The 17720-nt window shown below is 46.7% G+C and carries 14 protein-coding genes; 5 read left to right on the forward strand and 9 right to left on the reverse strand.

Annotation, left to right across the window (positions count from 1 at the left end; all coding sequences use genetic code 11):
• Positions 1-5: 5 nt before the first annotated feature.
• Positions 6-2282 (reverse strand): DNA translocase FtsK, encoded by a 2277-nt coding sequence (locus tag C2757_RS05935; protein WP_215376981.1) that lies wholly within the window; start codon positions 2280-2282, stop codon positions 6-8.
• A 75-nt stretch (positions 2283-2357) separates the two neighbouring features.
• On the opposite strand from C2757_RS05935, the gene trxB reads away from it, so the two are divergent.
• On the forward strand, positions 2358-3314 hold the full coding sequence (gene trxB, locus C2757_RS05940) for a thioredoxin-disulfide reductase (RefSeq protein WP_215373483.1): 957 nt from the start codon (positions 2358-2360) through the stop codon (positions 3312-3314).
• An 87-nt stretch (positions 3315-3401) separates the two neighbouring features.
• Here trxB and C2757_RS05945 read toward each other — a convergent pair whose 3' ends face one another.
• Positions 3402-5462, reverse strand: a complete 2061-nt coding sequence (locus C2757_RS05945) for a sodium-translocating pyrophosphatase (RefSeq protein WP_215373485.1) — start codon at positions 5460-5462, stop codon at positions 3402-3404.
• A gap of 172 nt (positions 5463-5634) precedes the next feature.
• Here C2757_RS05945 and ppa point away from each other — a divergent pair, with 172 nt between their 5' ends.
• From ppa to C2757_RS05960, 3 genes are all read left to right on the forward strand, one after another.
• Positions 5635-6171, forward strand: a complete 537-nt coding sequence (ppa, locus tag C2757_RS05950) for an inorganic diphosphatase (RefSeq protein ID WP_215373487.1) — start codon at positions 5635-5637, stop codon at positions 6169-6171.
• A 36-nt stretch (positions 6172-6207) separates the two neighbouring features.
• Positions 6208-7827 (forward strand): NAD+ synthase, encoded by a 1620-nt coding sequence (locus C2757_RS05955; RefSeq protein WP_215373489.1) that lies wholly within the window; start codon positions 6208-6210, stop codon positions 7825-7827.
• Positions 7828-7900: 73 nt separating this feature from the next.
• Positions 7901-8239: a P-II family nitrogen regulator gene (locus tag C2757_RS05960; RefSeq protein WP_215373490.1), complete on the forward strand. Its 339-nt coding sequence runs from the start codon at positions 7901-7903 to the stop codon at positions 8237-8239.
• A gap of 1 nt (position 8240) precedes the next feature.
• Here C2757_RS05960 and C2757_RS05965 read toward each other — a convergent pair whose 3' ends face one another.
• On the reverse strand, positions 8241-9203 hold the full coding sequence (locus C2757_RS05965) for a RodZ family helix-turn-helix domain-containing protein (RefSeq protein ID WP_215373492.1): 963 nt from the start codon (positions 9201-9203) through the stop codon (positions 8241-8243).
• A gap of 230 nt (positions 9204-9433) precedes the next feature.
• On the opposite strand from C2757_RS05965, the gene ilvD reads away from it, so the two are divergent.
• Complete coding sequence (gene ilvD, locus C2757_RS05970) at positions 9434-11128, forward strand: dihydroxy-acid dehydratase (protein ID WP_215373493.1); 1695 nt, start codon at positions 9434-9436, stop codon at positions 11126-11128.
• A 70-nt stretch (positions 11129-11198) separates the two neighbouring features.
• On the opposite strand, the gene C2757_RS05975 is transcribed toward ilvD, so the two are convergent.
• The 6 genes from C2757_RS05975 to oxlT form a co-directional block, all read right to left on the reverse strand.
• The gene (locus C2757_RS05975) at positions 11199-11666 is read right to left on the reverse strand and encodes a copper chaperone PCu(A)C (protein WP_215373495.1); all 468 of its coding nucleotides are present in this window, start codon (positions 11664-11666) and stop codon (positions 11199-11201) included.
• A gap of 12 nt (positions 11667-11678) precedes the next feature.
• The gene (locus C2757_RS05980; protein ID WP_215373496.1) at positions 11679-12167 is read right to left on the reverse strand and encodes a TlpA disulfide reductase family protein; all 489 of its coding nucleotides are present in this window, start codon (positions 12165-12167) and stop codon (positions 11679-11681) included.
• Positions 12164-13327, reverse strand: coding sequence for a sialidase family protein (locus C2757_RS05985; RefSeq protein WP_215373498.1), 1164 nt, complete (start codon positions 13325-13327; stop codon positions 12164-12166). The genes C2757_RS05980 and C2757_RS05985 overlap by 4 nt, the downstream gene beginning before the upstream one ends.
• Positions 13328-13425: 98 nt before the next feature.
• Positions 13426-15630: a TonB-dependent receptor gene (locus C2757_RS05990; protein WP_215373499.1), complete on the reverse strand. Its 2205-nt coding sequence runs from the start codon at positions 15628-15630 to the stop codon at positions 13426-13428.
• A 69-nt stretch (positions 15631-15699) separates the two neighbouring features.
• Positions 15700-16071, reverse strand: coding sequence for a DUF2946 family protein (locus C2757_RS05995; RefSeq protein ID WP_215373501.1), 372 nt, complete (start codon positions 16069-16071; stop codon positions 15700-15702).
• A 91-nt stretch (positions 16072-16162) separates the two neighbouring features.
• On the reverse strand, positions 16163-17425 hold the full coding sequence (oxlT, locus tag C2757_RS06000; RefSeq protein WP_215373503.1) for an oxalate/formate MFS antiporter: 1263 nt from the start codon (positions 17423-17425) through the stop codon (positions 16163-16165).
• Between the last annotated feature and the right edge of the window lie 295 nt (positions 17426-17720).

The following is a 17720-nucleotide window of genomic DNA, read 5'->3' on the forward strand; positions in this document are numbered from 1 at the left end:
GGCTCTTACTCTGAAGGACGATGCAAAATCTCGCGATTTCCGCCATTGCCCATCTTCGATACGAGCCCTGCTTTTTCCATATCCTCCAGCAAGCGCGCTGCACGGTTGTAACCAATCCGCAAATGGCGCTGCACTAAAGAGATGGATGGGCGTTTGTTTTCAAGAACGATCGCTACTGCTTGATCGTAAAGTGGATCAGCTTCGCCACCACTCTCACCAGTCAGGGCATCTACATTAGATTCATCAGCACCTTCGAGAACGCCATCAATGTAATTGGCTTCGCCCTTCTCTTTGAGCCACTCAACCACACGATGCACTTCATCATCAGATACGAAAGCGCCATGGACGCGCACTGGCAAACCTGTACCTGGGGCCATGTAGAGCATATCGCCCATACCCAGTAATGCTTCTGCGCCCTGCTGATCCAAAATCGTACGACTATCAATCTTGCTGCTGACCTGGAATGAAATTCGGGTAGGTACGTTGGCTTTAATCAAGCCAGTGATGACATCTACGCTAGGACGTTGGGTTGCCAACACCAAATGAATACCTGCAGCTCGGGCTTTTTGTGCAATTCGTGCAATGAGTTCTTCTATCTTCTTGCCAGAGACCATCATCAAATCAGCTAGCTCATCAATCACGATCACGATCACTGGTGCTTTATAAATTGGCTCAGGATCCTCAGGGGTCAAGCTAAATGGATTGGTGAGCTTCTCACCTTTTTCTTCTGCTTCCAGAATCTTCTTATTAAAGCCAGCTAGATTGCGTACGCCAAACTTACTCATGAGTTTGTAACGACGCTCCATCTCATTAACCGCCCAGTTCAGCGCGTTATACGCCTGCTTCATATCGGTTACTACTGGGCAAAGCAGATGAGGAATCTTGTCGTAAATTGCCATCTCCAACATCTTCGGATCAATCATGATCAAACGCACTTCATCAGGCTTCGCTTTAAATAGCAGCGACAGAATCATCGCGTTGATACCAACAGACTTACCAGCACCAGTCGTACCCGCTACCAAACAGTGCGGCATCTTAGCTAAGTCGGCCACCATAGGGCTGCCTGAAATATCTTTACCCAAAGCTAGTGTCAGTAGTGAGTGATTGTCGTTATAGACTTGTGAAGTGAGAATCTCAGACAAGTAAACCGATTGACGCGTTGGATTAGGCAGCTCCAAAGCCATACAAGTTTTACCAGGAATGGTTTCCACAACGCGCATGCTCACCACACCGAGTGAACGAGCAAGATCGCGTGAGAGATTGACAATCTGACTGCCCTTTACACCGATCGCGGGATCAATCTCATACCGCGTAACTACTGGTCCAGGGTAAGCGGCAATTACTGTTACCTGAACATTGAACTCGGCTAGCTTGCGTTCAATTAAGCGGGACGTAAATTCCAGTACATCGGCAGAAATTGTTTCTTTTGCTTCCGGTACGGGATCTAGCAGTGCCAATGGGGGTAATTCTGAATCGGGGATATCCACGAATAATGGCTGTTGCTTCTCGCGTTCAACGCGCGCACTCTTCGGAATCTCTGCTGGCGCACGCACAATTTGTACTGGCGCAGCCACTTCAACACGACCACGAAACTCTTCAACAAATTCTTCACGCTCTTCTGCAGCTACCTCGCCGAGTTTGCGATCTTCTTCGCTATCGCGTCGCTCACGGATGCGATAAAAACTCACCTCCAGAAAGCGCCCTACCTTCTCTGCTACATCGAGCCAGGAAAAATGGAGGAACAGAGACAAGCCAGCACAAAGACCAAAGAGCAGAACTAGGGTTGCTCCAGTAAAGCCCAGGGACATTTGCAAAGGATCACCTATCAGCTCACCCAAAATGCCACCAGGCGGCCTTGGGAGATCCCATGAAAGAGAATGCAAGCGAATGGACTCAAGACCCATACTGCAAATTAAAGTTAGTCCAAAGCCCAACCAACGCACTAGCAGGGACTCTGGCTTGGCATCGGGATCCGGTGGTAGTGGAATACTCCAAAGCTCACGCCAGCCATTGAGAACGCGGCGACCAAAGAGAACCACCCACCAAAAAGCGGATATTCCGAAGATATAGAGCATGAGATCGGCTAAATAGGCACCAAAACGACCGCCCAAGTTGCGAGGAGCCTCAAAACTGGCATGAGACCAAGCTGGGTCCCCTTTTGAATATGTCAGCAAAATGGCAAATAAGCCCAGACATAGGCCCAAGGAAATGAACCAGCGAGCCTCTAGGAGTAGGCGGGGCATCCGCCCTTGCCCGTCCGCATTAGGGGGCTGGGGACTCATCGGAGCCTTGGACTTCGGATATACGGTTCTTGCCATGTTCTACCGATTGTAAACAAGCAAATCTATAATTTGGTTATGACTACAAATACCCCAAAACACTCCAAAGTTCTGATCCTCGGATCTGGCCCTGCTGGCTATACCGCTGCAGTCTATGCCGCCCGAGCCAATTTAAAGCCTACCCTCATTACTGGCTTGGCTCAAGGGGGTCAATTAATGACCACTACCGACGTCGAAAACTGGCCTGCAGATGCTGATGGCGTCCAAGGGCCGGAGCTGATGGAGCGCTTTTTGAAGCATGCCGAGCGCTTTAATACTGAAATTATTTTTGACCATATTCATACGGCAGCCCTTACAGAAAAGCCGATTCGCTTGGTTGGTGACTCGGGAACCTATACCTGCGATGCATTGATTATTTGCACTGGTGCCTCTGCCCAATACATTGGCTTACCAAGTGAAGAAGCATTCATGGGTCGCGGTGTTTCTGGTTGCGCAACGTGTGATGGCTTCTTCTATCGCAATCAAGATGTGTGCGTAGTCGGTGGTGGCAACACTGCCGTGGAAGAAGCGCTCTACCTCACTGGCATTGCTAAGAAAGTGACTGTGATTCATCGTCGCGATAAATTCCGTGCTGAACCGATTCTGAATGATCGCTTAATGGCTAAAGTTGCCGAAGGCAAAGTTGAACTCAAACTCAATACAACACTGGATGAAGTGCTTGGCGATGACAAAGGTGTCACTGGTGTACGCATCAAGAAGCAAGATGGCAGTACCGAAGACATTGCAGTCACTGGCGCTTTCATCGCGATTGGCCACAAGCCAAACACTGAACTCTTTGTTGGCCAACTAGACATGAATAATGGCTACATTAAGACTCACTCAGGTCTAGAGGGTAATGCTACTGCTACCAATATCCCTGGCGTCTTTGCTGCTGGCGATGTCCAAGACCACATCTACCGCCAAGCCATTACGAGTGCAGGCACTGGCTGTATGGCTGCATTAGATGCGCAACGCTATTTAGAAACCTTGGATTAAGTTCCTCGCATTAAATTATTGGGTAATAAAAAACGCCTAGCAATGCTAGGCGTTTTGTTTGTTACTTAAGTGACCTTACTTACTGCGTTAGCGCCCCATGATTGGCAACAATGGCACGATCAGTAATGCCACGATGTTGATGATCTTGATGAGTGGATTCACAGCAGGTCCTGCGGTGTCTTTGTAGGGGTCGCCTACAGTGTCACCAGTCACAGCAGCTTTATGGGCCTCAGAACCTTTACCGCCGAAGTTTCCTTCTTCGATATATTTCTTCGCGTTATCCCAGGCGCCACCACCAGTACACATCGAGATAGCAACAAACAAACCAGTCACGATCGTACCCATGAGTAAACCACCTAAAGCAGCAGGTCCCAATAAGAGTCCAACAATGATTGGGGCAACAACTGGCAATAGAGAAGGAATAATCATTTCTTTAATGGCAGCTGAGGTCAGCATATCGACAGCTTTGCCGTACTCTGGCTTTGCGGTGCCCTCCATGATTCCAGGAATATCCCGGAATTGGCGACGCACTTCTTCTACCACCGCACCAGCACAGCGACCTACCGCTTCCATCGCCATCGCACCAAACAAGTAAGGAATCATGCCGCCAATGAAGAGGCCAATGATCACCATATGGTTAGAAAGATCAAAGGAAACTTGTTGGCCAATGGCCTCTAGTGCATGCGTATAGTCAGCAAATAGTACTAATGAGGCTAAGCCTGCTGAACCAATTGCATAGCCCTTGGTAACAGCTTTAGTGGTGTTGCCTACTGCATCCAATGGGTCAGTAATATCACGCACTGCTTGTGGCAAACCCGCCATCTCAGCAATACCACCAGCGTTATCGGTAATCGGTCCATATGCATCTAGAGCAACGACGATACCCGCCATTGACAACATCGCAGTTGCTGCAATTGCGATGCCGTACAAACCGGCTAGCCAATACGCTGCAAAAATCGCTGCACAAACAAATAGCACTGGATAAGCAGTGGACTTCATGGAGATACCGAGACCTGCAATGATGTTGGTGCCATGACCTTTGGTTGAAGCTTCTGCAATATGCTGTACTGGCTTGAACTGGGTACCGGTGTAGTACTCAGTAATCCAAACTAAGCCTGCTGTAAGTAATAGACCAACCACGGTTGAACCAAACAAACGCCATTGGCTGCCTGGAATACCCAATGCATCATCAGGCATGATGAAGTTGGTCACGAAGTAGAAGGCGATTAATGACAAACCGCCAGCAATGATCAAGCCCTTATACAAAGCAGGCATCACATTCTTCATACCGGGTGTAGCTTTTACAAATGAGCAGCCAATGATTGAAGCAATAATCGATACGCCACCGAGCACCAATGGATAAATGATGGCTGCTACTGGAGCACCAGCCACCATCAGAGAACCGAGCACCATTGTTGCAATCAGTGTCACAGCATAGGTCTCAAATAAGTCCGCAGCCATACCTGCGCAGTCGCCAACGTTATCGCCTACGTTATCTGCAATCACTGCAGGATTGCGAGGATCATCCTCTGGAATACCTGCCTCAACCTTACCAACCAAGTCAGCACCAACGTCGGCACCTTTGGTAAAAATGCCGCCGCCCAAACGCGCGAAGATGGAAATCAGGGATGAACCAAATGCCAAACCAATCAGGGGATGCAAGACAGAAGACAGGTCTTGTCCTGCACCAATCGATACCAGGAACATGAAAAAGAGACCAACGCCCAAGAGGCCAAGGCCAACTACGAGCATGCCAGTAATGGCGCCGCCCTTAAAAGCCACATTGAGAGCCTCATTCATGCCCTTGGTTGCTGCTTCTGCAGTACGCACGTTTGCACGTACTGAAACGTTCATGCCAATAAATCCGCAAGCACCAGAGAGAACTGCCCCCACCACAAAACCAATAGCAGTTGCAAAATCTAAGAAGAGTGCCATCAGAATGGTCAGCACCACTCCAACCACGGCAATCGTTTTGTATTGCCGCGATAAATAAGCGGCTGCACCCTGCTGAATCGCCTCTGCAATCTCTTGCATTTTGGCGTTACCGGTACTTTGCTTCAAAATCCAGCTGCGCATCACAAAACCGTAAACCACGGCCAGGACACCGCACGCCAAGGCAAAATACAAGCCTAAAGTGATATTACTCATGCTTGAACTCCCTAAAGTTAATCTTTATTGTTTTGTCTATCTAGCGCTTAGGTCGACCAGGTTTTGGAAAGCTTTAAACTAGGGTCTTTAAGCTGTATCAGTATGTAGCAGAATCACCCCTGCGGCCCTTCGCTGGAATCAGGGTATTTACTAATCACTATTCGGAGTATTTATGAGTCTCGACAACGTCAAGCCAGGCAAAAAGATCCCTGAGAGCTTCAATGTCATTATTGAAATCCCAATGAATGCAGATCCTATCAAGTATGAAGTGGATAAGGAAAGTGGCGCAATTTTCGTTGACCGATTTATGGGTACTGCAATGCACTATCCATGTAACTATGGTTACATCAATAAAACGATTGCTGGTGATGGCGACCCTGTTGACGTACTCGTGATTACTCCATTCCCTCTCATTCCTGGTGTTGTCGTCAGTTGCCGTGCGATTGGCATCTTGAAAATGGAAGATGAAGCTGGTCAAGACGCTAAATTATTAGCCGTTCCAGAAGATAAGATTTTGCCGATCTATACCCACTGGCAAAAACCAGAAGATATGAATCCATTACGCCTAAATCAAATCCAACACTTTTTCGAGCACTATAAAGATCTCGAAAAAGGGAAATGGGTAAAAGTAAAAGGTTGGGGTGGTGTTGCTGATGCCCATCAAGAAATTCTTGAGGGTATTGAGCGTTATAACAAAGAGCACGCTTAATTGTTTTCAATATCAGCATAGGCTTTGTGATTCGGAGTGAGCGCACAAAAAATTGCCCTAGCCCAAATGAACCCATTACTGGGTGATCTGGCTGGCAATGCGCAACTGATTCACAAGGCCGCTCTGGCTGCCCTTCAACAAGGCGTCAATCTGGTAGTCACTCCCGAGCTTTCGCTCACCGGCTACCCCCCAGAAGACCTATTGCTGCGCCCTGCATTTATTGAAGCGGCGCATGCGCAGCTCGATTTCTTGATGAAAGAGCTGGCTCAATATCCTGGGCTCACTGTTGTTGTAGGTCACCCTAAAAGAACTGCTGCTGGCCTCCAAAACTTTGCTTCTGTTTTACAAGATGGCAAAGTGATTGCAGGCTATGCCAAACAAGAATTACCCAATCATGAAGTCTTTGATGAAGTGCGCTACTTTGTGCCAGGCAATGAAGCCTGTGTATTTACTTGCGATGGCATTCAGTATGGCTTGATCTTGTGTGAAGATGCCTGGCATGCTGGCCCCGCCAAACAAGCCTATGCTGCAGGCGCTCAAGTATTGCTAGTCCCCAATGCCTCCCCTTATCACCTCAAAAAAGAATCTTTACGCATTGAAGTGCTACGCGGACACATTGCTCAAACCCATATGCCCTTGGTTTATGTCAATGCGGTGGGCGGTCAAGATGAATTGGTTTTTGATGGTGGGTCATTTGCATTAAATAGTCAAGGTGCTGTTGTCATGTCTATGCCCCAGTTTGAGGCTGGTCTAGGTATCGTTAGCATCAACTCTGCAGGCGAGCTGGAAGAAGGTCTCATTTGTCCGCCGCAAAGTGTTGAAGCTCAGGCCTATCAAGCTCTAGTGCTGGGCGTACGTGACTACGTTCATAAGAACCGCTTCCCAGGTGTGATTATTGGTTTATCGGGCGGCGTAGATTCAGCTTTGGTATTAGCAATTGCAGCAGATGCCTTAGGTGCTGACAAAGTACGTGCAGTGATGATGGCCTCACGCTATACCGCAGATATTTCTTGGATAGATGCTCGTGAGCTCGCCAAAAATCTAGGCGTTCAATACGATGAGATACCCATCAGTGGTCCAGTTGATGCTCTAGAAGAATCCCTGGCCTCACAATTTAAGGGACTCAAAGCGGACGCCACTGAAGAAAATATTCAAGCGCGCGTGCGTGGCACCCTCCTTATGGCGCTATCGAATAAAACAGGTCGCCTGGTTCTCACAACCGGCAATAAAAGTGAAATGGCGGTTGGCTATTGCACCTTGTACGGAGATATGGCGGGTGGCTTTGCAGTCATCAAGGATATTGCTAAAACCTTGGTATATCGCCTATGCGCCTTCCGCAACAGCATCAGTCCAGTAATTCCCGAGCGTATTTTGACCCGCGCCCCTTCTGCTGAATTACGCCCTGATCAAACTGACCAAGACAGCCTGCCCTCTTATGAGGTGCTGGACGGCATTGTGGAGCGCTATATGGAGCAGAACCAGTCCATTGAGCAAATCATTGGGGCTGGCTTTGATGCTGAGAGCGTAGAAAAGGTAACACGCCTCATTAAATTAAATGAATATAAGCGTCGCCAAGCCCCTCCGGGGGTGCGTGTTACCACCAGAGCATTTGGACGCGACTGGCGCTACCCCATTACTTCATCATTTAGAGCCTAAAAACCCAACAACGTATCTCTTTCTTGGAGATATTTGGCAGTTCTAGGTATGATTGCTGCATTAGGGGGAACAAATGAAATTAATTACATCAATCATCAAACCATTCAAGCTCGATGAAGTTCGCGAAGCATTGGCTGAGGTCGGTGTTACCGGCCTAACTGTCACAGAAGTGAAAGGCTTTGGCCGTCAAAAGGGCCATACCGAACTCTATCGTGGCGCTGAGTACGTGGTCGACTTTTTGCCTAAAGTAAAGGTAGAGGCTGTGGTTCCGTCTGATCGTCTTGAAGCTGCACTGGAAGCGATCACCAAAGCTGCGCATACTGGCAAGATTGGTGATGGAAAGATTTTTGTGACCGCCGTTGAACATGTCATTCGGATTCGCACAGGCGAAACCAACGAATCCGCTGTTTGATTTAGCGCGTCTGGGATTCTGCTGGAACCACCAGTTGACTGAGTTCAGCTGGCTCTAGAATAATCGTCCTACCAGCAGAATTAGCAGTGCGTACCTTAAAGCCCTGGAAGTAAATATCCACTTGATTTAGGCCTTGTGTCAGCACCTTAAACGGTGGCTTGCCATAAACACTGACCCCGACTCCAGCCTCCAAAGCCTTACTTTGGGTCTTACCTGTGGCATCAATCACACATACATTTTGTGCAGTCTTAGCCTGTACGTAAACCATATCGCCGGGTTTTCTAGGAGAATCAGGCGTATAGCTGATAGCTGCGGAATCTGCAGAAGGGCAATCTATAGATACTAATGCGGTAGCGGGCGCCAAGGATTGCGTTGCTGATGAAGGTGCTGGAGCTGGGATCGTAGCAGCAGACTTTTCTTCCTCTACAGGTGTGTTTACTACCGGGGCGTCTTGTACAACTTCTTCAACTATCACTAACTCTTCTTTGGGTGGCTCAGGAAAAAACACTGGGCGTAAGTTAACCGCTGCAAATACTCCTACGGCAACAACAATAGCCATTGCTATTAATGGCTTTTTTTTGGAATAGTGGTAGCTATTTTTTTCATTAGCTCCAATAGACACTGCAGGCTTTGGAGCATTGACTGCTATAACTTTTTCCGATTCAGGCTGGATTTCTGGCGCAGAAATGACTTCCTCAGCAGCTCGCTCTCTTGCTGGGGCGCTATTACCGAAATCAAAGGCTTCTGATTCTGCTAACTTGAGTAGGTTGGCAACTTTTTTGGCAGCGGTAACTTTAACTTGGGGACTGTAAAAACTCGTTATCTGGCCATTTTCAATTTGCTCAATCTGACGCACAGAGAGACATGCCATGCCAGACAAATCTTTCATAGTTAAGCCAAGACTCTCTCTGGCGGTAGTGAAAACTTCTTTGCGAATTTCGGGAAGTTTTGCGGTCTTGTTCACGGCTGGGATGCCTATCAAAAAAAGAATAAGTGATTGATCTTAATACAAAATCAATACAATTCCATTACAAAATTGATTGTCCATCATGTGAACAATGAAACTCAAAAAAAATATATAGTTGATTTGTACTACACTGCAACGAATTAGTACAAGAGTGCAAAATCTCAAGTTTCAGCCTAGCCACGGCACAATAGAGCCTTTCAATATCAACCTTTTCTGGAGTAATAAGCATGAAACGCCTTAATGAACGCTCGCGCATGGTCACCGAAGGGGTTGCTCGCGCACCTAACCGTTCGATGTATTACGCAATGAGATACGAAGAAAAGGATTTCTCAAAGCCTATGGTTGGCGTAGCCAATGGCCACTCGACTATTACACCTTGCAACAGTGGCTTACAAAAATTGGCCGATGCAGCAGTTGAAGCCCTGGAAGGTGCGGGTGCAAAAGCGCAAATGTTTGGCACCCCTACTGTCTCTGATGGCATTGGTATGGGTACCGAGGGCATGAAATATTCTCTCGTCTCACGCGAAGTGATTGCTGACAGTATTGAAGTGTGTGTCAATGGTCTTTGGCAAGATGGTGTGGTGGTAATTGGTGGTTGCGACAAAAATATGCCAGGTGGCATGATGGCGATTGCACGCACCAATGTGCCAGCAATCTATGTCTATGGCGGAACAATTAAGCCGGGTCATTACAAAGGTAAAGACCTCAACATTGTTTCTGCGTTTGAGGCAGTAGGTGAGTTTACCTCTGGCAGATTGAGTGAAGAGGATCTCAAAGGTGTTGAGCAGCATGCTTGTCCAGGTAGTGGCTCTTGTGGTGGCATGTATACCGCCAATACCATGAGCTCTTCCTTTGAGGCGCTTGGCATGAGCCTACCCTACTCTTCCACCATGGCAAACGTGGATGCTGAAAAAGTTGCCAGCGCAGCTGACTCTGCACGGGTTTTAGTGGAAGCCATTAAAAATAATTTACGACCACGCGACATCATTACCAAGAAATCCATTGAGAATGCTGTCAGCGTGATCATGGCAGTAGGCGGCTCAACGAATGCGGTCTTGCATTTCCTGGCCATCACGAGTGCCGCTGAAATTGATTGGACCATTGATGACTTTGAGCGCATTCGTCAACGAGTACCAGTCATCGTCGATATGAAGCCATCAGGCACTTATCTTGCAACTGACTTGCACCAAGCTGGTGGCATCCCCCAAGTGATGAAGATTTTGTTAGATGGTGGACTGCTGCATGGCGATTGCATGACCATTACCGGTAAAACGATCGCTGAAGTATTGAAAGACGTGCCATCTATCCCACGTGCAGATCAAAAAGTAATTCGTACTTTAGATAATCCTTTGTACAAACAAGGTCACTTAGCAATCTTGAAGGGCAATATTTCTCCAGAAGGTTGCGTCGCCAAGATTACCGGCCTCAAGAACCCTTCGATTACCGGCCCCGCCCGAGTGTTTGATTCTGAAGATGATGCAATGGCTGCCATCATGGCGCAAAAAATCAAAGATGGTGACATCGTAGTGATTCGCTATGAGGGCCCTAAAGGTGGTCCTGGCATGCGCGAGATGCTTGCCCCAACCTCTGCCCTGGTTGGCCAAGGTTTAGGCGAGTCTGTAGGCCTCATAACCGATGGTCGCTTCTCTGGTGGCACCTGGGGCATGGTAGTCGGCCACGTTGCTCCTGAAGCTTATGTTGGCGGCACAATCGCTCTCATCAATGAAGGCGACTCCGTCACAATCGATGCGCACAAATTGCTCATTCAGCTCAATGTAGATGAAGCAGAAATTGCGAAGCGCAGAGCAGCTTGGAAGCAACCTAAGCCACGCTATACCCGTGGTCTCTTGGCAAAGTATGCAAGCCTAGCAAGTAGCGCTAGCAAAGGTGCTGTAACTGATCTGAATTTAGATCTAACTTAATCATCTCGTCTGCAAAGCAAAAGCCCCTAGGTAATTACTAGGGGCTTTTTATTTCAAGAGTGAATATTGCTTAGTGACTCATCGATCCTGAATTAGCTACTGGATTTACTGGAATCTTTAATTCCATATCGCCCGCCTTAGCAAACTTGAGTTTTACCGGAATGGTTTGACCTGTTACAAAAGGCCCCTTTAAATTCATAAACATGAGGTGGTAGCCGCCTGGTTTTAATTCCACAATGCCACCAGCCGGCACCGGAATATCTTTTACCTGACGCATTTTCATAACATTACCGTCCATGGCCATTTCATGTAATTGCACTTCGCCTGCAGCTGGGGAGCTAGCGCCTAAGAGTTGATCGGCATTACCTTTGTTATCAATCTTCAAAAAACCGACTGCCGCCTGCTGCCCAGGGGCAGTTGCGCGAGTGTAAGCATTTTCAATTTTGATGTTGGTAAATGCAGGATTCTGCGCTAACGCGGAACCACCAAAGGCAATACCCATTACGGCATATATTGTTACTAACACTGTTGATTTCATATCTACACCCTCCTATTTATTTAATGGTACGCCTGCATTCAAGAAGCTTTTTAACTTCTGAAAATCGATTAAACCAGTTTGTCTAGTAGCTTTTCCTTTTTGATCAATGAAGATTGTAGTTGGCGTCTCGCCATACCACTTCGGATCAATTTCATAACGTAAGCGCTCATCAAAGGAGCCAGCAATGTAGTAGTTATTGGCCTTATCCAAACCCGCTTTTGCCAGCATCTTTTGCATACTCTCAATTGATACATCATCCACTTGGATGAAAATCACCTTTGCGTTAGGCTGCCCTTTTAAAAAGCTGCCCCAGAGTGGCATCTCTTTGACGCATGCTGGGCAAGTTACACCCCAAAAATGAATGGCAATGGGTGAACCGTTGGCAGATTTCACCAGCGTTGACCAATCACCCATTTGGTAGGACTTTAGACCAGGCTTATCTGCATATGCAAGACTCATCAATCCAGCTGCAAGGACAAAAGCTAGTAAATATTTTTTCATTGTTTTTGACCAACTTGATGTAACTGGTAACCATCTGCTCTAGTAAGCCAGGATAAGAAAACGGTGTCCTGCTGGCTTACCAATAAAGGATGATCACTATACCCACTGGTTTTGGCGATCATCTTTGGTGCTAACCATGTTTTACCATCATCTGAAGACTGCTTGAGGTATACCGAAGAATCATTTCCATCAAACTCTTTCCATACCATCCACACTTGCTGACCTAATGCCAAGAGATAGGGTCTGGAAACATTAGCGCCCTCTGCCCCAATGCGGACTGGCTTTGAGTAACTTAATCCTTGGTTGTTGGAATTCGCATAGAAAACTCCAGATCGCTTACTACCTTGGGTATACCAAGCCACATGAAATGTTCCAGATTCAGAAACCGCAATCGATGGACCATGGTGCGGGCAGGCATCCGTTTTCCAGCCATCATCGGAGACCCTACGAATAGCTTGAGCACCTTTAGCGGAAATTACCTGAGTTGCCTGATCCCGAATGCCTCCAGGAAAAATTGCCCGATAGGCAATGACAGGTTGTCTCTGCCTATCTAAACTAGCTCCAATACGACAACACTCACAACTATTCTCATTCGCAAATTGCTCTGGCTGAAAAGTGTTACCGCCATCATTTGAGAACGAATAGGCAATAGATCCGCCTAAGCGTTTAGCACCACCCTGCTTTGCGGCAGCAACGAGCCGCTTATCAATCCAGGCAATGAAAATAGAGTGATCAGGTCTGATTAAGACTGAGGGAAAGCGTTGGCTTGAGCTATCTTGCACTAAGGATGAGGGGGTGCTGAAAGTATTACCGCCATCGGTAGATCTAACAGTATTAATTTGCGCATTCCAATGAGAGTCTTTGAAGAATGCATAAGCCAAAAAGACATTTCCTTGATGATCAGCAGCAATTTGTGGACGCGCATCAGCGCCAGTATCTAAGGACTTACCATGCTCTGCGATCTTGACCGCTGGTGTAAAGGTTTTACCTAAATCATGAGAGCGAGCTACTGAGACTACGCCATTTGCAGTCCATGAAAGCAGCAACTCACCGTTAGGCAATAAAAATGGCGTAGCAGCATTTGCACACTCGAGCCCTGAACCAACACAGCCAGCAGCCCCACTTGTCGATCCAGCCATCATATGGGATGTATGATCCATTTGCGACGAAGCCAAAGGTGCAATACCAGCAAGCACCAAAGCAAAAAGTGTAGCTGTCAGTATTCTGATCGAGGGGATCTGGAGTCGCAGGTTCATCATCAAAATACTACACGAGCCCCAACGGTAATAGTCTGTGGTTGGCCAATGATGTAGCTTGTCTGACTAGTGGCAGCCGCATAAGAAATATAGTTGCGATTCAAGAGATTTACCGCACTCAAAAATACCGTTGTTCCAGGCGTTACCTCATGATTAATCCGAGCACCAACAGTGGCATACGCAGGGACTGGCAATTGATGCTGAGTATCCATCCAAGAATTCCCTACATATCGAACATTCGCGTTTAGAGAAGTCTTATTAAATGGCACGTAGGTAATGCCTGCACTACCCATATTTTGTGGAACTCCGCCGATCTGACTATTAAGCGGATTGGTTACGCTACTGACCCCCGCCCCTGTCCACGTCAAGATAGTATTGGTATGGGTATAAGTTGCATCCATTGCCCACTTGGTATCGAAATCATAGCGACCCTGAAACTCTAAACCCCGACTTTGAAGTGATTGATTGTTTCCATAGATGCTACCTGCGGTACAAGTTGAACAGTAAGCCTGAATTTGGGCCTGTGTTGCAGTGGCAGCATAAATGGCATTACTAAGATTTGCATTAAAGCCCGTAACCTGAACAAAGCCAGAGTTCCACCGGTAGTCAGTGCCGATTTCATAGCCGGTCATATTTTCTGGTGTTAGATTGGGGTTTGCGGCATTAAAAGACGTTACCGTTCCATAACTTCGTATTTGATTGTTTAAGCCTGGTGCATGAAATCCCTGATATGCAGCTGCACGAAAATCCAACTCTTTAGTTGCGTTATATAGCAAACCTAAATTTGGGCTAAATTTATAGACTGTCTGGTTAGGGGCGTTTGTATAGGTAGGATTCGCTCCGTTTGCACCCGCAACGTAATAAGTGGGTATTTGACTATTCCATTGATCAAGTCGAGCCGATAGAGTGGTTTGCAAAGGAATATCAACTGCCTTTGACTTCAATTGCCCCATTAATCCGTAAAACTGCTGCGAGCCCTGTGCATAAGCTACGCCTGTATTGGCACCAGTTGTTGAGAGTTGGTTAGTTAAGTTTGAAGCAGCAACCTGTCTGCCATCAACACTAGCTATAAATTGATCTATTGCAAAATCTTTAATATTTTTGCTGTATTGAGCTGAGGCCCCAATAGTGCTATACGGATTGTTATAGTTAGCACTGATATATGGGGTACCCACTGTAACGACGCTATTAGCGCCGTAGCTTGGGTTTTGACTCACGTTTTGCTGCCATAAACTTGTCCACTCGTAGTAAGCATTGGCTTGCAACTTTTCATCTGCATTTAACTTACTCACTACACCAGCAGAGAAGGTTGTCTCTTCGCTTGTTTTACTTGCAATGTTATATCCGCCTTGTGGCAAATTTTGCATAGTGTGATAGCCAAGATTAAAAAATGCTGCTGTATCTGCACTGAATTTAAGGTCGCCTTGCATTCGAACATTAGAACTATTGGCTGCTTCGGGCCCCATACCAGGCTGCAGGGGTGCTGCCTGTGCTTTCGTGGCACCTTGCAATGTTTTGCCTTGAGGATAGACAGTGGCAGGAGAAATCGTTGCTTGCTGTACATACCCATCGGTATTAAAGGCATCTGCTGAAATGCGGAGCTTCAGCACTTCATTGACGGCAAACTCTTTAGATGCGGCGATATTGCTCGTATTCCAGGTGCCGTAACTTCCAGAGATCTCACCCTTGTTATCCGAGATCCCCTTTGTAGTGATATTGATAACACCCCCCATACCCATATTGCCGTAGAGATTAGAGACCCCACCACGAATTAACTCAACATCTTCAACTGCAGAAAGTGGCACTAAGTTCCATTGAACAGTTCCATACATTGCATCATTTGCAGGAACGCCATCAATCAAAACTAAGGTTCTTGCATTACCTAGACCACGGACATTAAGACTCTGACCCGTAGGGTCTTTCAAGTAATAGGGTTGATCATTTAAAAAAACACTAGATTGATTTTTTAAGATCTGGTCTACCGTTTGATTTGGTGAATTTGCAATATCTTCAGATGTGATCACTGAAGTATTTTGAGTCATATCCCTTAACTCAGTGCCCGAACGACTTGCACTAACAACAACATCACCAATTTTCTGGCCATAATCGGAGGGGAGCGCAATTTGTGCTTGCACTCCAGTACTCAGCAGGATTGAACTGAAGAATAAGCCAATAGATACGCTAATTTTCTTTTTCTGCAACAACATTTACTTCTCCACACAACATGACGGCAACTGGGTTGCCAACTCCATAGCTAGGCTATGGCCCAAATAGATTTAGGCTTGTGTGGGAGGTGCTGCTGAAGGAGGCGTTACCCAAACTACAAGGAGTTTGGGTGATTGATAGAAGAGCTTGGGAAGTAAGGCAAAAGAGATTGGTGCTTCAAATGTGAGTATGGTGTTAAAAGCTGGAGTGATACTACTTTGTGCCACACAATAAGGACATGGTTGAATTTGATCTGCAACTTCTTGTTCATCACCCTGCACGTCAATTTGCATCTTGCCGCCATTAGCAGAGCAAATCTCCATTGAAAAACCTTGGCCATGCTTCGCGAGCGATACCGCTTGAGATGCAGCCGGCGCAAGTGCACTCATCGCAATGGCTGCGGCTGCAATCCAGTGAACGAAGCGGTTTTTGTGGAAATTCATGATGGAGGAATTTTATCCGATTCCCCTGCTGCCTTGCTCTAGGCAAATAAAAAGGGGTCCGAAGACCCCTTTTCTAGGCTTTTGACCTTGATTACATTGAAGCAGAACGCTCGATGAGTTTGCGACGCATTGGGCGCAATACAAACCAAGCCAAGATTGCCGCTGTACCGTTCAAGATACTAGCAACCCAGAAAACCGCTTCCCAACCACCGGTAGTAGCAACCAATACGCTAGACAAAGGTACTAGCAATGAAGCAGTTCCTTTTGCTGTATAGAGTAGGCCTGCATTACCTGCGGCATAGGTTGAACCGAATGTATCCGCATTGGTTGATGGGAACAAGCTATAGATCTCACCCCATGCAAAGAACACTAAACCAGTTAACAGAACAAACATCACTGGATCACGACCGAGGTAGTACAAACCCAGAATACCCAAGCACTCGAATGTGAAGCACAGAGTCATCGTTTGTTCACGACCAATTTTGTCAGATACCCATCCAAAGAAAGGACGGGTCAAACCGTTCAATACTCGGTCGACTGTCAATGCGAATGTCAACGCAGGCAATGCTAATCCCATCAAGCTCACTGTTACACCAGCGATTTGGAAGTCCTTAGCAATTGGGCCTAATTGTGCAGTTGCCATCAAGCCACCAGCAGCAACCATCACAAACATAAGGTACATGATCCAGAACACAGGTTGCTTAACCATCTCCATTGGACGGAAGTCTTTACGAGTCTGAACAACAGCAGCCTTAACAGTAGTGATTGCGCTCTTAATAGGTTTGGAGAGCAACAAGCTCAAGACCACCACGATGGCGCCCTGCCAAATACCAAAGTACCAGAAAGCCTCTTGATAGCCTTGATTTGCAATCATGTTAGCAATTGGAATGACAGTCAATGCAGAACCCGCACCGAAACCAGCTGCAGTCATACCAGCTGCTAAACCACGACGATCTGGGAACCACTTAAGCGCGTTACCTACGCAAGTACCATACACAGCACCAGCACCAACACCACTCACAGCAGCGGCTGTATAGAGCATTGCCAAGGTATCTGCATGGGAATTCATGATCCAGCCAATACCGCACAAGATACCGCCAAAGAAAACAACTGGGCGTGGCCCAAATTTATCAACGAGGTATCCCTCGATTGGAACTAACCAAGTTTCGGTCAACACGAAAATGGTGAATGCCACTTGAATCGCTGCACGTCCCCATCCAAACTTCGCATCGATTGGGTTTACGAATAAAGTCCAACCATATTGCAAGTTTGCAATCATCGACATACAGATAATGCCGATTAGTAGCTGAAACCAACGACCTCCTAAAGGTCCTGCAGTTTTCTCGCCGCTCATACTCAATCTCCTAATTTTGCTTTTATCTTTTATAAATACTTATCAGACCGATAAATCGGTATCAGATTGTTAAGGATTTATGTCAGTGAAGTCTTGACAGTAATCAAGAAACTCTTAAAACCCCACTAGTGATTACCCTTGCTATAACCTTCTGATTTCTGTGGGTTTATTCAACATTCAAGAGTTTTGATTGCATGGTTTGGAGATTAATTTTCAGAAAAAGAAAAAGCCACCCGAAGGTGGCTTTGTCATGTTGTCATTTTTTAAATTACATGCCGCGATAAGCGCCGTCAAA

It is taken from the genome of Polynucleobacter sp. MWH-Svant-W18 (assembly GCF_018687495.1).
Lineage (GTDB): Bacteria > Pseudomonadota > Gammaproteobacteria > Burkholderiales > Burkholderiaceae > Polynucleobacter.

Excerpts from the sequence above, each read along its gene's own strand:
- C2757_RS05935 (WP_215376981.1), bottom strand. The coding sequence starts at position 2,282 with ATGAGTCCCCAGCCCCCTAATGCGGACGGGCAAGGGCGGATGCCCCGC.
- trxB (WP_215373483.1), top strand. The coding sequence starts at position 2,358 with ATGACTACAAATACCCCAAAACACTCCAAAGTTCTGATCCTCGGATCT.
- C2757_RS05945 (WP_215373485.1), bottom strand. The coding sequence starts at position 5,462 with ATGAGTAATATCACTTTAGGCTTGTATTTTGCCTTGGCGTGCGGTGTC.
- ppa (WP_215373487.1), top strand. The coding sequence starts at position 5,635 with ATGAGTCTCGACAACGTCAAGCCAGGCAAAAAGATCCCTGAGAGCTTC.
- C2757_RS05960 (WP_215373490.1), top strand. The coding sequence starts at position 7,901 with ATGAAATTAATTACATCAATCATCAAACCATTCAAGCTCGATGAAGTT.
- ilvD (WP_215373493.1), top strand. The coding sequence starts at position 9,434 with ATGAAACGCCTTAATGAACGCTCGCGCATGGTCACCGAAGGGGTTGCT.
- C2757_RS05975 (WP_215373495.1), bottom strand. The coding sequence starts at position 11,666 with ATGAAATCAACAGTGTTAGTAACAATATATGCCGTAATGGGTATTGCC.
- C2757_RS05980 (WP_215373496.1), bottom strand. The coding sequence starts at position 12,167 with ATGAAAAAATATTTACTAGCTTTTGTCCTTGCAGCTGGATTGATGAGT.
- C2757_RS05985 (WP_215373498.1), bottom strand. The coding sequence starts at position 13,327 with ATGGATCATACATCCCATATGATGGCTGGATCGACAAGTGGGGCTGCT.
- C2757_RS05990 (WP_215373499.1), bottom strand. The coding sequence starts at position 15,630 with ATGTTGTTGCAGAAAAAGAAAATTAGCGTATCTATTGGCTTATTCTTC.
- C2757_RS05995 (WP_215373501.1), bottom strand. The coding sequence starts at position 16,071 with ATGAATTTCCACAAAAACCGCTTCGTTCACTGGATTGCAGCCGCAGCC.
- oxlT (WP_215373503.1), bottom strand. The coding sequence starts at position 17,425 with ATGAGCGGCGAGAAAACTGCAGGACCTTTAGGAGGTCGTTGGTTTCAG.